We start from the raw sequence: 14,027 nt of genomic DNA on the forward strand, positions 1-14,027 counted from the left end.
GTAAATTGGCCGGATAGAGCCGAAAAACTTGAGCGGCGAGGGAGACGAAAAAAGCGCGGACATAAAGAGCCGGCGCTGCTACCCGCATACAATTCAAGAATACGCATATAGGAAGAATGAAGGAAGGGAGGTGCTGACTAAAACTTAGGATTTAACGGCGGGGTTTTAGGAGAGCTGACAACGCTTGGCCCTGCCTTGGCAATTAGTTGAGTGTATCTGCTGACAACGTGAACTTTAGGAGGTATAGTTTATGCCGAGTTTCGTAATTCAAGAAAAATGTGACGGCTGCAAAGGTGGCGAAAAGACCGCATGCATGTACATCTGCCCCAATGACCTGATGGTCTTGGATCCCAATGCCATGAAAGCCTACAACCAAGAGCCCGATCAGTGCTGGGAATGCTTTTCCTGTGTCAAGATCTGCCCGACCCAGGCTATCGAAGTGCGCGGTTACTCCGACTTTGTGCCTCTGGGAAGCTCCATTATGCCCATGATGGGCACCGAAGACGTTATGTGGACCTGTAAGTTCCGTAACGGAACCGTCAAACGCTTTAAGTTCCCCATCCGGACCACTGCTGAAGGATCCGCCAATGCTTATCTGGATCTGCAGGGCAAGGACATTGATTCCGAACTGCTGTCCACCGAAGAAGCCGACGGCATGGAACTGGCTGGCCCCACCGAACTGGCCTAGTTCGGACTTTGGGATGCAGTGAATCTGAACTTTAAAGTAACATCGAATATTCGACCCTTTTTTAAGGAGGAACAATATGGCATTACCGAACAAACCTCTGGGAGAACTCAAGGCGGAACTGAATCCTGAAGTAGAAGAGCGGGAAGTTGACATTCTGATCGTGGGCGGCGGCATGGCTGCTTGCGGAACCGCTTTTGAAATCAAAAAATGGGCTGCCGACAAAAGCATCCTGCTTTGCGATAAAGCTGCTATGGAACGCTCCGGCGCTGTTGCGCAGGGCCTCTCCGCCATCAATACCTACGTTGGAACCAACTCCAAGGAAGATTACGTCCGCATGGTTCGTAACGACCTGATGGGTCTGGTCCGCGAAGACTTGATCTTTGACCTTGGCCGTCACGTGGACGATTCCGTCCATCTGTTCGAAGAATGGGGACTTCCCGTATGGAAGAAAACCGAAGACGGAAAGAACCTGGACGGTAAAAAAGGCCAGAAGATGGGCACCCTGAAGAGCGGCGCTCAGCCGGTCCGCACCGGTAAATGGCAGATCATGATCAACGGCGAATCTTACAAGAGAGTCGTTGCTGAAGCCGCCAAGCTCGCTCTGGGCGAAGAAAACATCCTCGAGCGCGTGTTCATCGTGGAACTCGTTCTCGATGCTAACGAAGAAAACCGCATTGCCGGCGCAGTGGGCTTCTCCGTCCGCGAAAACAAGATCTACATCATCAAGTGCAACACCATGATGGTGGCTTGCGGCGGCGCCGTCAACATCTACCAGCCCCGGTCCGTTGGTGAAGGTAAAGGCCGCGCCTGGTACCCCGTATGGAACGCCGGCTCCACTTACACCATGTGCATGAAGGTGGGCGCCGAACTCTCCATGATGGAAAACCGTTTCACCCCGGCTCGCTTCAAAGACGGTTACGGCCCTGTCGGCGCTTGGTTCCTGCTGTTCAAAGCCAAGACCCTCAACGGCTTGGGCGAACCCTACGCCGGATCCGATGCAGCCAAGGCTGAATTGGAAAAATACGCGCCTTACGGAACGGCCGCCATCACGCCGACCTGTCTGCGTAACCACCTGATGCTGTTCGAGATGAAAGAAGGCCGCGGCCCCATCATCATGGACACCGTCACCGCTCTGGCAGCTCTGGGCGAAACCATGGACAAGAAAGAACTCAAGCACCTCGAATCCGAAGCTTGGGAAGACTTCCTGGACATGACCTGCGGACAGGCCAACCTGTGGTGCGCCACCAACACCGAGCCTGAGAAGAAAAACTCCGAAATCATGCCCACCGAACCTTACCTGTTGGGCTCTCACTCCGGCTGCTGCGGCCTGTGGTGCTCCGGTCCTGCAGAAGACTGGGTCCCCGCTTCCTACAAATGGGACTACAACGGCGTTGTCTACAACCGTATGACCACCGTTAACGGTCTGTTCACCGCTGGCGACGGCGTGGGCTGCTCCGGTCACAAGTTCTCCTCCGGCTCCCATGCGGAAGGCCGCATCGCCGCCAAGTCCATGGCGCGCTTTGTGAAGAACAACCCGGATTTCAAACCCACCCTGAACAAGTCCACCGAAGAACTGGTCGATCTGGTGTGGAAACCCGTCAAGGTTTTCTATGAATTCTCCGGCTACACCACCGCCGTGGACATCAACCCCAACTACATCAAACCTTCCGGAATGGCTCTGCGTCTCATGAAAGCCACCCATGAGTACGGCGCTGGAACCGCCACCTTCTACCAAACCTCCTCCAAGGCTTTGGAAGTGGTGATGGATCTCCTCGAGACCATGCGCGAAGACTGCGAAAAACTGGCCGCCGGCGACCTGCACGAACTGATGCGCGCTTGGGAAATCTACCACCGCATCTGGACCGTGGAAGCTCACCTGCGTCACATCCAGTTCCGTAAAGAAACCCGCTACCCCGGCTTCTACTATCAAGCCGACTACCCGGGCCAGGACGACGAAAACTGGTTCTGCTTCGTCAATTCCAAGTACGACCCCAAGGCCGGCACCTGGGAATGCAAGAAAGAAGACTACATCAAGATCATCAGCTAGTACCCATGCTGTTTGATTGACACTCACCTCCAGGCGTTCTTTGCGACGCCTGGAGGTTTTTATTAAGTATACCCCAGAATTTTAGCGCATATGTTTTTTGTGCACGGAGGGATAGCATGACAACAGACACTGCGGCTCGTGCCAGCGGAAGCATTTTAGTGGTGGGAGGGGGTATCAGCGGACTGACCACGACCCTCGAAGCCGCCGAAGTGGGGTACGAGGTCTTTTTGGTTGAAAAGAACCCGTATCTCGGCGGGAGAGTATCTCAGCTGAATCAGTATTTTCCCAAGCTATGTCCTCCCACATGCGGACTCGAGATCAACTTTCGCCGTATCAAGGACAACCCCGGCATCAAAACCTTCACCCTGGCCGAAGTGGTCAAGGTCTCGGGCGGTCCTGGCGACTATGACGTGGAAATAAAGCTGAATCCCCGGTATGTCAACGAAAACTGCACTTGCTGCGGCGAGTGCGAAAAAGCGTGCCAGATCGAAGTGGATAACGATTTCAACTTCGGCATGGATAAAACCAAGGGGGCTTTCCTGCCTCACGAAATGGCCATGCCTGCACGCTACGTGATCTCACCCAAGATCATTGGAACCGAGGATGCCAAACGTTGTTTGGAAGCTTGTAAATATGACGCCGTTGACCTCGAAATGGAGCCCAGAACCATTAACCTTAAAGTGGGCGCCATAGTGTGGGCGACGGGTTGGGAACCCTACGATGCTACCAAGATCGACAACCTCGGTTTTGGACAGTACGACAACATAATCACAAACATGATGCTGGAGCGCCTGGCCGCCCCGAACGGACCTACAAAGGGTCAGATTGTTCGGCCTTCGGACAACACCGCGCCTGAAAGCGTGGCCTTCGTCCAATGCGCCGGCTCCAGAGACGAGAACCACCTGCCCTACTGCTCCTACATCTGCTGCATGGCTTCCCTGAAGCACGCCTGCTACATCAGGGAGCAGTATCCGGACGCAAAGATCTACATTTTCTATATCGATCTCCGTGCACCGGGCGACAGGTATGAGAAGTTCTACAAGAAGGTCAAGGAAGACGAAAACGTATTTTTCATCAAGGGCAAAGTAGCGGAAGTTTCCGCCGATGCCTCAGGCGATATCACCGTGACCGCAGAAAACGCCGTCACCGGGGAAAAGGTCTCCCAAACCGTGAATATGGCGGTTCTGGCAACCGGTATGCAGCCTTCTGCTGCGCTGAACAAACTTCCGGCCGATCTCAAATACACGGATGACGGATTCGTCATCAATGATTATGCGGCTGGGGGAATGTTTGCTTGTGGATGCGCCGCCCAACCGGCTGATGTGGTGTCTTCGAACCAGAATGCAACTGGCATGGCTTTGAAGGCCATTCAAACCTTGGTGAAGAGGTAGGAGGTAATCCATGGACAAGAAGTTCGGTTTCTATATCTGTTCTGGATGCGGAATCGGAGACGCCCTTGACATTAAAGGTCTGATCGAGGAAGTCCCCGAAGAGGAGGGCTATTCCAATTGCAAGACCCATCCTTTTCTATGCAGCCAGAGCGGTGTGGACCTCATCAAGAAGGACGTGGCTGATGGGGTCAACACCATCGTGATCGGCGCCTGCTCCCGCAGGGTTAACTGGGACGTTTTCAAGTTTGATAACTGCATTGTTCAGCGCGTCAACCTTCGCGAAGGCGTTGTGTGGTCCCATAAAGACCTCATTACGGACGAAGAAATTCCCGAAGACGAGCCTAACAACCTGCAGATGATGGCCGAAGACTATCTCCGCATGGGCATGGTCAACGCTGAAAAGATCAAACTTCCCGAGCCTTATCAGCTGGAAGAAGGCATCAACAAGAAGATCATGGTCATCGGCGGCGGCATCACCGGCATTTCTGCGGCTCTCGATGCAGCAGCCACCGGCTACGACGTGACCATCGTGGAGAAGGAAGATGCTCTGGGCGGCTGGGCCGCCAAGGTGCGTAAGCAGCTTCCCATGGCGTATCCTTACGAGGAACTCCAGTCTCCCATCATTGGCAGCCTGATCGCCAAAGTTCAGGAAAATCCCAAAATCACGGTCAAGACCGGCACTGTGGTCGCCCGTATCGCCGGACAGCCCGGCGATTTCACTGTGACCCTGAAAAAGCCCGGCGAAAAGATTCCTTTTGACGTGCCTTATCCGCTGCCGGATGAAATGAAGGTGGATGAGAACGGAAAAGAGCTGGACAACGATGCTCTGGCCGTCAAGTACAAGGAATACAACGAAGGAAGGCACGACATCCTGAAGCTGGACCCCGACGGAGAAAAATTCGGCGCCGTGGTTCTGGCTGCTGGTTGGAGACCTTACAAACCTGCTGAAGGCGAATTTGCTCACCTGGGCTTCGGCGTGGAAGAAAACGTCGTCACCAACGCTCAGTTTGAAGAAATGGCCGCCAAGGGCAAGATCGTCACGGCTGACGGACAGCCCGCCAAGAGCGTGGTCTTTGTGCAAAGCCCGGGACAGGGCGACGACTCCGACTTCCCCTACGCTTCTTCCGTGACCAGCCTTGTTTCCCTGAAACAGGCCAAGTACGTCACCGAAGACTATGAAGACGGAAAAGCCTTTGTGTTCTATCAACACATGCGCACTCCCGGCCTGTCTGAAAACTTTTACAAGAGCATTCAGCAGACCCCCGGCATCTTCCTGACCAAGGGCGAGGTCGTCAGCGTCGCCAAGGGCGACGCCGGCCTGGTTGTGGAAGCGGACAACACCCTGTTGGGCGAAAAAATCCAGGTCAAGGCCGACCTGGTGGTTCTGGCCACCGGCATGGTGCCCGCCACCAAGGACGATCCGGTCGTCAATCTGGCTTATCGCCAAGGCCCGGCTTTCCGCGACATCGGCCTGTTCAACGGCTACTGCGACTCCAACTTCATCTGCTTTCCCTACGAAACTCAGCGCACCGGCATCTACGCCGCCGGCGGCGTGAGGCGCAGCCTCACCATGGCCGAGTCTGTGGAAGACGCCACCGGCGCCGCACTCAAGGCTATTCAGTGTCTCGAGTCCACCGACCGCGGCGTGTCGGTTCATCCCCGTTCCGGCGACAAGACCTTCCCGGACTTCTTCTTCCAACGCTGCACCCAGTGCAAGCGCTGCACGGAAGAATGCCCCTTTGGCGCCCTGGACGACGATGAAAGAGGAACGCCCAAGCCCAATCCCACACGGTGCCGCCGTTGCGGAACCTGTATGGGCGCTTGTCCCGAACGCATCATCGGCTTTGCGGACTACAACATCGACTCCATCGGCTCCCAGGTCAAGTGCATCAAGGTTCCGTCTGAAGACGACTTCGACGAACCGCCCCTGCGCATCCTGGCTTTGGTCTGCGAAAACGACGCAATGCCGGCTCTGGACATCGCAGCCATGAACGGTCTGACCTATAACCATCAGCTTCGTATCATTCCTGTGCGCTGCCTGGGTTCCGTAAACGTGATCTGGATCAAGGACGCATTGTCTCAGGGCATGGACGGAGCCATCCTCATCGGGTGCAAGCATGGCGACGACTATCAGTGCCACTTTGTCAAGGGCTCTGAACTGGCCGACATTCGTATGAAGAAAATCGGCGACGCCCTTGCCAGCCTTGCACTGGAACCGGAACGTGTGACCCAGGTCCAGGTAGCTATTGACGAGTACGACAAGCTCCCCGAGATCATCAACAAGTTCTGTGAGGAAGTCGAAGATCTTGGACCCAACCCGTTCAAGGGATTCTGATTTAGGAGGAAAAAACAATGGGTCAACAACTGTTGGAACCTGATGTTAGTTTTATTAAAGTGCTCAATGAGCGCGGCGGCGACACGCTGAAGAAGTGCTTTCAGTGCGCCACCTGCTCCGTAGCGTGCCCCATTTCTCCGGACAACAAGCCCTTTCCTCGCAAGGAAATGATTGCTGCTTCCTGGGGTCTGAAGGACCGCTTGGTGAACAACGTGGATATCTGGTTGTGCCACCAATGCGGAGACTGCTCCGTCATGTGCCCCCGCGGCGCCCGTCCCGGCGATGTGCTGGGCGCGGTCCGCAACGTGGCCATTGAAGAGAACTCTCCCATTCCGGCGCTGGCCAAGGCCGTAAACGATCCCAAAAAGCTGCCTGTGCTGCTTTTGATCCCGGCCGTCCTGTTCCTGATCATGGGCTGGGTGGTGGCGCCGATGATTTGGGCGGTGATCGGCCCCATCCTGGGCGCCATCTTCCGTTTTGACTACACCCAGACTACGTTCCTGAACTTCTCTCCCGAGCTGTTTCATGGACAAATCGCCCACTCGGCGTTTTTCAACACCTGGCTGGTGGATATGATTTTCATTCCCACCGCCATTTTCGCCGTGGTGTGCTTTGCTCTGGGCGTCAAGAAGTTTGCGACCAACATGCATAATGCAGCCGTGGCCGAAGGCAAAGTCAAGGAAACCGAGTTTTCCTGGAAGGGCATTGCCCAGGCTCTGCCTAAGGTCGCCGCATCCATTTTGCGTCACGAAAAATTCAATGAATGCTCCGAGAACAAGTCCCGCGGCACCTCCCATATGATGGTGCTGTTCGGCTTCATCGGCCTGTTCATCGTCACAACCTGCTTTATGCTCATCCTTTATGGATCAGCCCTGGTAGCCGGGTACGACCATGCATGGCACGGCCCCTACAGCCAGCTTAACCCCATCAAGTGGCTTGCCAATTTTGCCGGCATCGCTTTGCTGATCGGCTCTCTGGCCATGATCAAGAACCGCCTGGGGAAGAGCGAAAACCACCTGAAGAGCAGCTATCCTGACTGGAGCCTCTTGGGTCTGGTGTTGGGTCTGGCCGTGACCGGCCTGGGCGCGGAAGTCACCCGCCTCGCAGGCGCTGAGTTCGTGACCTACCTGACCTACTATGTGCACCTTATCTTTGTGTGGTGCCTGTTTGCTTACGTGCCGTTCTCCAAGCTGGCTCACCTGGTATACAGGACTGTCGCCCTGTGCTACGCCGAGTACGCCGGAAGAGACGCAAAATAAGCATTTGCAGTTCTTTGTTTCCACTGTCGGGGGCAGGTCTTTTTTCATCTCCGAAAAAAGCCTCCCCCGGCTTTTATTTTAAGTCTTGGATTTTTCCTTCCTTTTTTTCCTGATTTCGTAATAGAATGAGCAATCCATTCAATTCATCACAACCAGTTCGCTTTACAGCCGGCCATCGCCAATCAAAAAAAGGGGGATTCCATGCATCGTTATTTGATCGTCGCCGTTTTGGCTTTTTGTTTTGGTTGCGCCTCAACCACGCCGTTGGATAACTCCGCGCGCTCCTCGGCGCCCGGGTCGTTTGTCCAGCTTTCCCAGGGTATGGTACATTACAGCCTGGACGGGCCGGAAGACGGCGAGGCGGTCGTATTGGTTCACGGCTTTTCCACTCCCATGTTCATCTGGGAGAGAACCGTCCCCGCGCTGACGGACGCCGGATTCCGGGTATTGACTTACGATTTGTACGGCCGCGGATATTCGGACCGCCCGGACGTTAAATACAACGAAGAGTTGTTCGACTCCCAACTGGAGGAATTGCTTGAGGCCCTTGATATACAAGAGCCTGTGAATCTTCTGGGGTTGTCCATGGGCGGGGCCATTGTCACGATCTTTACGGCCAGGCATCCTGAAAAGGTCCGCAGGACCGGCATGATCGCCCCTGCAGGCTTTCCCGTAAAGATTCCTTTTACGGCCAAGCTGGTCCGCATTCCAGGCTTGGGAGATTTTTTAATGAGCGTCATGGGAGACAGGACTATACGGAAGAGCGCCGCCAAATCTTTTTACGACCAAAGCCAGGTGGAGCCCTTTTTGGCCAAGTTTGATGAGCAGATGAAGTACAAAGGATACAAGCGCGCCATTTTACGAACCTTGAAGGAATTCAACCTGAACGACCAGGAAGAGGCGTTTAAAGCCGTTGGAAGCTTAGGCAAGCCCGTCCTGTTGATCTGGGGAGAGAACGATCAAACCGTGCCTTACGAACACCACGAAAAGGTGATGGCGGCCATTCCTCAAACCCAGTTCCACTCCATTGAAAAGGCGGCCCATGTTCCCCATTATGAAAAGAACGGGGTGGTTTCACCGATTATCGTGGGATTTTTTGAAGATTAGTTCGGGCGCGGCCAAAGTCAGGGCAGTCCGAATTCCTTCACCCATTGTTGAAAGATCGCAACCTTTTCTTCACCAAATTTGGCAAGCCCCCTGGCGACCTGGTCCACGGATTTTGTTACGCCTTCGGCATGGCCGTTTTTCGAGTGAAATTTGTCCACGTAACAGATGATTTTTTCTTCCTGGCTAAGGGGGAGCATATCCCTTTCCGGCAGGCCCATGTTCAGCAGGGCCGCTTCCTCTTTGGGAATGCCCACGCCTACGTGGCGTTCGCAGACCAGACCGTGGCGAGGCATGTTGTCTGCATCCAGGATCTTTTTGCCTTCTATGCCATGATGCAGGTAATGCAGGTCGCCGTGGCAATCCAGGCCGGGGGCGTTGGTGGCGAATATGCCGATGTCGTGGAGCATGGCCGCTTCATGAAGGAAATCCAGATCAATGGAACCAGGGCCGATTCTCTTGGCCAAAGCCACAGATTTATCCGCCACCCAGGTGGAATGATTCACCAGCATGGCGTAGGCTTTTGATTCGGGATCGTAATATCTTTTTATAATTTCTATGGGGTCCATTTTTAGTCTCTCAATGAAAAAGGCGAAGGCCCTTGCTTTTTAGCCATTGCACGGCGGCCGCGTCAAACATATTGCGGAAGGCCGTTACGCCTCCTACTCCCTTTCGGCCGAAAACAAAATTTATTTCACTAATGAGCGGCTTTTTTCTGTTTTGATCGAACATTACGTCCACAGCCGCCAGGTTGACTCCCGTTCTGTCCTTGAAATCCTTGACGCATTCCACCCCTTTGGCGGTCAGTTCCGGATCGCCTTCCAGGTCGATCAATGCGCCTTTGCCCACGTTGTTTCTAAACTCACCGGGCGTATTTTGGCAGCGCCAATACGTTTTAACCATGTCGCCTATCAGGACCACGCGCAGGTCCTTTCCTCCATGGTCTACAAATTCCTGAGCAACGAAACCGTCTCCCTGCCTTTGAAAAAAAACCAAAGCCTGATCAAGTTCATCCTGGTTTGTTATCAGAAAAATTCCGAATCCGCATCCGCCCTGATTGTTTTTCAGGACAAAAGGACGAGGCAGGGGAGGGCGGTCAGGATCGGGAAATCTCCTCCTCCAGTCGTTTACGGACTCGAACGGCAGGGTTTTGGGGCGGGGCAGGCCGAATTTATCCAACAAAAGAAAATTACCGGCCTTGCCTTCAAATCCGAATCGGTTGGAATAATTGGGAAAGATACAATCCGTAAAACGCCGGCAGACGGCGTACTGCTCCTGATTGACGCTTTGGGGAAGGATAACGGCCCTAGCGTTTTTCAAAATGCCTGTGGTCCGATCTTCAGACAGGCTTTTGATAGGCAAGGTCAGGCCGAAGTCTCCTTTAAAATGCGGATGCAGCGAAACGATCATTTTACTTATGCCCGGAAAGGAGCACCGCTTCGATAAAGGGGTCGATATCTCCGTCCAGCACGGCGTTCACATTGCCCACATCCATGTTGATCCGGTGGTCTTTCACCATTTGGTAGGGATGAATGACATAAGACCGGATCTGGTTGCCAAAGCCGATGTCCTCCTTGGCCTCATAATTGTCCTGCATTTGCTTTTGCTGCTGTTCCTGCTCCACCTGGTACAGCCTGGCTTTCAGGACTTTCATGGCAAGATCGCGGTTTCTGTGCTGGGACTTTTCCTGCTGGCACTGGACCACAATGCCTGTGGGGATGTGCAGAATCCGTACGGCGGAGCTGGTCTTGTTTACGTGCTGGCCGCCTGCGCCGCTGGCCCGGAACACGTCAACCCGCAGGTCCTTTTCGTTCACGTCCACCACGATTTCCTGATCGATTTCAGGGTAGACCGCCACGGATGCAAAGGAGGTCTGGCGCTTGCCGTTGGAGTTGAATGGAGAGATGCGGACAAGGCGATGGACGCCTTCTTCGGTCTTCAGGTATCCGTAGGCATAGTCGCCGGTTACGGTAAAGGTGACGCTTTTGACTCCGGCTTCGTCGCCCGGCTGATAATCAAGGATGGAGTACGAGAAGCCCTTTTGCTCCACCCACCGGAGATACATGCGCAAAAGCATTTCGGCCCAGTCCTGGGCGTCGGTGCCGCCTGCGCCTGCATTGATGGCCACAATGGCGTTGCGGGCGTCGTCTTCGCCGTCCAGCATGCGGCTGAGGGACAGCTTGTCTATGCCTTTTTCAATTTTGACAAGGTGTTGACGGGCCTCTTCAATGGTTTGGCTGTCCTCCTCCTCCACGCCCAATTCGAAAAGGACCTCTGCTTCAGACAACTCTTCTTCGAGCTTCTCCCAGCCTTCCACCAGAGCGGTGATGCTTGTGCGTTCCTTTAATATGGCTGTATTTTTATCAGGCGAGTCCCAAAACCCATCCTGGGCCATGATGGACTCAATTTCGGCTAATCTTTGCTTTTTGCTTTCTAAGTCAAAGATACTCCTTCAATTGAACTAATTTTTCCTGGAGATCTTTGATTAATTGTTTCAACTCGCTGCTCATGATCGCCTCCTGTATACAAGCCCGTTTTCGGGATTATTCATTAAGAGAAACCTTTTAATAATGCCGCATTCTAAAAAATTTGTAAAGATGAATTAAAGTGCGGGAAATTCCGGCCAGGAGGCCGGAGATAATGGCCGGGCGAAGCGCCGCCGGAATATGTCTTGCCAAAAAAGGGTGAGGCGCTTTACTAAAGGAAGATAGATCCGTCATTCCAAATGCCCCACTAAACCATAACTAATGGAGGATGCTATGAAAAAATCATTCGGACCGCAAACCTACCTCCCCGCAACGCCCGTGCTTCTGGTGGGAACCTATGACAAAGAGGGGAAGCCCAATCTGATGACCGCCGCCTGGGGCGGCATCTGCTGCTCCAACCCTGTGTGCATGACCGTATCTCTGCGCAAAGCGACCTATTCCTATTCAGGGATAGTGGAGCGCAAGGCTTTCACGCTGGGAGTTCCCTCACAGTCGCAGGTCAAGGAAGCCGACTACATGGGCATCGTGAGCGGCGCCAAGGTGGACAAGTTTGCGGAGGCAGGCTATCACGCAGCAAAGGGCGATTTTGTGGACGCCCCGTACGCCGAGGAAATCCCGTTGGTTGTGGAATGCGAACTGGTGGAAAGCCTGGAACTGGGCTTGCACACCATGTTTGTGGGCAAGGTCATGGATGTGAAGGCGGATGGGTCCGTACTAGCTGAAGACGGCCTGCCGGACGTCTCCCGGATCAAACCCATTGTTTACGATCCCATACACAAGATTTACAGCGGCTTAGGCGAGTCCTTGGGCAAGGGCTTTTCCGTAGGCGGGAAGTAGACGGAAACAACGGAAAAGTCCGCTTTTGCCAAATTCGATATTGAACGGATTCTCCCGCCCCAAAGCCTTATGGGGGCGGGAGATCGTTCATAGCAATACGCGCATTTTATCCTGGAAATAACCTGCAGGGCGCCATTAAATTTTAATTATGGAGAGACCCCGGAAACCACCTGCAAGGCCCCGACGGCGTCTTCAACTCCAATTTTCCCGTCGTAGTTAAAATCCCCTTTGGGGCTGCTCAGATAGCCCAAGTTTCCAAACATGAGCGGGTTTTCCTTGGTGGGAATCCGTACGTTGTCCACTTTGGCGTTCACGGTGGTCGCCCCCGGGTCCACGCTCATGAAGATGCGAATGCTGTCATCCCTGTAGGAAATGTTCGAGGGCAAAGGAACGGAGAAGGCGCCCCGCCCTTCCGCCATAAACACCACGTTATCGTTGACCACGGCCAGTCCCATGGGCACGGCCTGGTTCAAGCTCCATCCGTAAGTTTGGTTCACCCGCACAATATCGCGATACATATCGCCGGCGGCGTTGCGTTCGCGCACCCGGCAATGTATGCGTTGGCTTCCTCCGCTCCATTCTGAGCGAATTTGGGCGGATATGTAGGTCCCTCTTGTCGTGTCCGCCACGTTCAGCCGCAGACCTACAGCGGCCCATTCACTGTTGGCGGAGGTCGTGACGGTGAGCACGGTAACGTCGGCCATAAGGCCTATGGAGTCGCCTTTGGCTCTTCTAATTTGGCCGTCGGAAGCGTCCTGGTCCGTGGAGGTGCACTCAAAATAATAGCGGCTGCTATCCACGGGGTCGATATCAAAATCAGCGCCTGATTCCTCCTCTACCGTCCATGTGGAAAGGTCTTCCTTGTCATAGCCTGCATGCCTGATGACGAGGGCCGAACGATTAAGCACCTGGTCGGTGTAGCGCGCATTGGTGTCCGACTCTGGATGGTACTGCAAAGCCCTGATCACAACGGGATAAGCGGCGCCATATTTAAACAGATCGCCCGTATAGGTATAGGTATAAGGATCGGCGGATCCGGTGTCCGGGATTGCCGGAGAGAAGAAAAGCGGCTGGGAGAATACAGGCTCCCGGTTCTGGTTTGGGGGAAAAATCACAACATCGTAGGCGTCGGCGCCGGTCACGCCATTCCAGGAGAATGTGGGGTTTTCTCCCGCGGTAGCCGCCACGGAGGTGACAACCGGCAACTGCTCCAGCGAGTTGGATGGAATATACCAGGTGCTTTGCGTGGAGGGGCCCACGGAAAATATATATTCCTTGTCCTCCCAGGTGGATCCCGGAACATCGTAGCCGCCTCCAAGATATGCGGGAAGCAGCCCGTCTGAGGAAAGGTGGTTAAAGTTGTAATAGGGCCCATTATATGTGAGTTGCAAAGAACCCGTGCGGGTGGACGATAGAGTTACGGGAAAAGGTGCGTCTCCGTCCGTAAGGGCGCTGCCGATCATAAACCATCGAGGCTGGTCGTTAGCCCACGGGTGGTAGGAAGGGTAGTAATAGTACTCGGATGAGTACTGGCGGCTTTCCGACATAACGGCTGCGTGATGAAAAACCTCGGCGGCGAAAAGCGCCGGGGCGGCAAAACACATCAATGCTGCGCACAAAGTGAACAACGCCATCGGGAACCTGGCTTTTTTCATGGTTCATCCTCCAAAAATTCTTGTTATCCTGTCTTATATGCTGTTTCCGGCAATTTGGGGGCAGGCAATGGAGCGGGGGCGGCGTCCGCTCCGGCGGTTTTTGGGGACTCTCCAAATAGCGCTGGCAATACGATATCGGCCTTAATTGCATAAAGATTTTTAAGGCCGTCTATAGGGCGGGCCCCCGATCAGTTTTTGCAAACATAAGTAAAGTTGGAGCATCAT

Annotated in this window: 11 protein-coding genes; 7 read left to right on the forward strand and 4 right to left on the reverse strand. The window is 54.1% G+C overall.

All coding sequences use genetic code 11. The features are described from left to right. Positions 1–250: 250 nt before the first annotated feature. From aprB to BUE18_RS08305, 6 genes are all read left to right on the forward strand, one after another. Positions 251–688, forward strand: coding sequence for an adenylyl-sulfate reductase subunit beta (gene aprB, locus BUE18_RS08280; RefSeq protein WP_073474772.1), 438 nt, complete (start codon positions 251–253; stop codon positions 686–688). 76 nt (positions 689–764) lie between these two features. After that, a complete protein-coding gene (gene aprA, locus BUE18_RS08285; protein WP_073474774.1) occupies positions 765–2,735 on the forward strand; it encodes an adenylyl-sulfate reductase subunit alpha in 1,971 nt (656 codons plus the stop codon). A 116-nt stretch (positions 2,736–2,851) separates the two neighbouring features. Further along, complete coding sequence (locus BUE18_RS08290; RefSeq protein ID WP_073474775.1) at positions 2,852–4,126, forward strand: CoB--CoM heterodisulfide reductase iron-sulfur subunit A family protein; 1,275 nt, start codon at positions 2,852–2,854, stop codon at positions 4,124–4,126. Positions 4,127–4,136: 10 nt separating this feature from the next. Next, positions 4,137–6,461, forward strand: coding sequence for an FAD-dependent oxidoreductase (locus BUE18_RS08295; RefSeq protein WP_073474777.1), 2,325 nt, complete (start codon positions 4,137–4,139; stop codon positions 6,459–6,461). Positions 6,462–6,478: 17 nt separating this feature from the next. Beyond that, complete coding sequence (qmoC, locus tag BUE18_RS08300) at positions 6,479–7,720, forward strand: quinone-interacting membrane-bound oxidoreductase complex subunit QmoC (RefSeq protein ID WP_073474779.1); 1,242 nt, start codon at positions 6,479–6,481, stop codon at positions 7,718–7,720. Between the two features lie 201 nt (positions 7,721–7,921). Next, positions 7,922–8,827 (forward strand): alpha/beta fold hydrolase, encoded by a 906-nt coding sequence (locus BUE18_RS08305; RefSeq protein WP_073474781.1) that lies wholly within the window; start codon positions 7,922–7,924, stop codon positions 8,825–8,827. 17 nt (positions 8,828–8,844) lie between these two features. On the opposite strand, the gene BUE18_RS08310 is transcribed toward BUE18_RS08305, so the two are convergent. The 3 genes from BUE18_RS08310 to prfB all read right to left on the reverse strand — a co-directional run bounded on the left by BUE18_RS08310 (position 8,845) and on the right by prfB (position 11,334). Beyond that, positions 8,845–9,393 carry an HD domain-containing protein gene (locus BUE18_RS08310; RefSeq protein WP_073474783.1) on the reverse strand — a complete coding sequence of 183 codons (549 nt, stop codon included), beginning with the start codon at positions 9,391–9,393 and terminating at the stop codon, positions 8,845–8,847. Between the two features lie 10 nt (positions 9,394–9,403). Then, entirely contained in the window at positions 9,404–10,234 is an 831-nt protein-coding gene (locus tag BUE18_RS08315) for an ATP-grasp domain-containing protein (protein ID WP_073474784.1), read from the reverse strand. Between the two features lies 1 nt (position 10,235). Beyond that, a protein-coding gene (prfB, locus tag BUE18_RS08320) for a peptide chain release factor 2 (RefSeq protein ID WP_211482792.1) occupies positions 10,236–11,334 on the reverse strand; the annotation gives its coding sequence in 2 pieces (ribosomal slippage) (positions 10,236–11,264 and positions 11,266–11,334; 1,098 coding nt in all). A 249-nt stretch (positions 11,335–11,583) separates the two neighbouring features. Here prfB and BUE18_RS08325 point away from each other — a divergent pair. Continuing rightward, entirely contained in the window at positions 11,584–12,147 is a 564-nt protein-coding gene (locus BUE18_RS08325) for a flavin reductase family protein (RefSeq protein WP_073474786.1), read from the forward strand. A gap of 146 nt (positions 12,148–12,293) precedes the next feature. Here BUE18_RS08325 and BUE18_RS08330 read toward each other — a convergent pair whose 3' ends face one another. Then, entirely contained in the window at positions 12,294–13,802 is a 1,509-nt protein-coding gene (locus BUE18_RS08330; protein ID WP_073474788.1) for a hypothetical protein, read from the reverse strand. Between the last annotated feature and the right edge of the window lie 225 nt (positions 13,803–14,027).

The sequence above is a fragment of the Desulfatibacillum alkenivorans DSM 16219 genome, assembly GCF_900142135.1.
Lineage (GTDB): Bacteria > Desulfobacterota > Desulfobacteria > Desulfobacterales > Desulfatibacillaceae > Desulfatibacillum > Desulfatibacillum alkenivorans.

Coding starts and splice junctions, on each gene's coding strand:
- aprB (WP_073474772.1), top strand. CDS start 251: ATGCCGAGTTTCGTAATTCAAGAAAAATGTGACGGCTGCAAAGGTGGC.
- aprA (WP_073474774.1), top strand. CDS start 765: ATGGCATTACCGAACAAACCTCTGGGAGAACTCAAGGCGGAACTGAAT.
- BUE18_RS08290 (WP_073474775.1), top strand. CDS start 2,852: ATGACAACAGACACTGCGGCTCGTGCCAGCGGAAGCATTTTAGTGGTG.
- BUE18_RS08295 (WP_073474777.1), top strand. CDS start 4,137: ATGGACAAGAAGTTCGGTTTCTATATCTGTTCTGGATGCGGAATCGGA.
- qmoC (WP_073474779.1), top strand. CDS start 6,479: ATGGGTCAACAACTGTTGGAACCTGATGTTAGTTTTATTAAAGTGCTC.
- BUE18_RS08305 (WP_073474781.1), top strand. CDS start 7,922: ATGCATCGTTATTTGATCGTCGCCGTTTTGGCTTTTTGTTTTGGTTGC.
- BUE18_RS08310 (WP_073474783.1), bottom strand. CDS start 9,393: ATGGACCCCATAGAAATTATAAAAAGATATTACGATCCCGAATCAAAA.
- BUE18_RS08315 (WP_073474784.1), bottom strand. CDS start 10,234: ATGATCGTTTCGCTGCATCCGCATTTTAAAGGAGACTTCGGCCTGACC.
- BUE18_RS08325 (WP_073474786.1), top strand. CDS start 11,584: ATGAAAAAATCATTCGGACCGCAAACCTACCTCCCCGCAACGCCCGTG.
- BUE18_RS08330 (WP_073474788.1), bottom strand. CDS start 13,802: ATGAAAAAAGCCAGGTTCCCGATGGCGTTGTTCACTTTGTGCGCAGCA.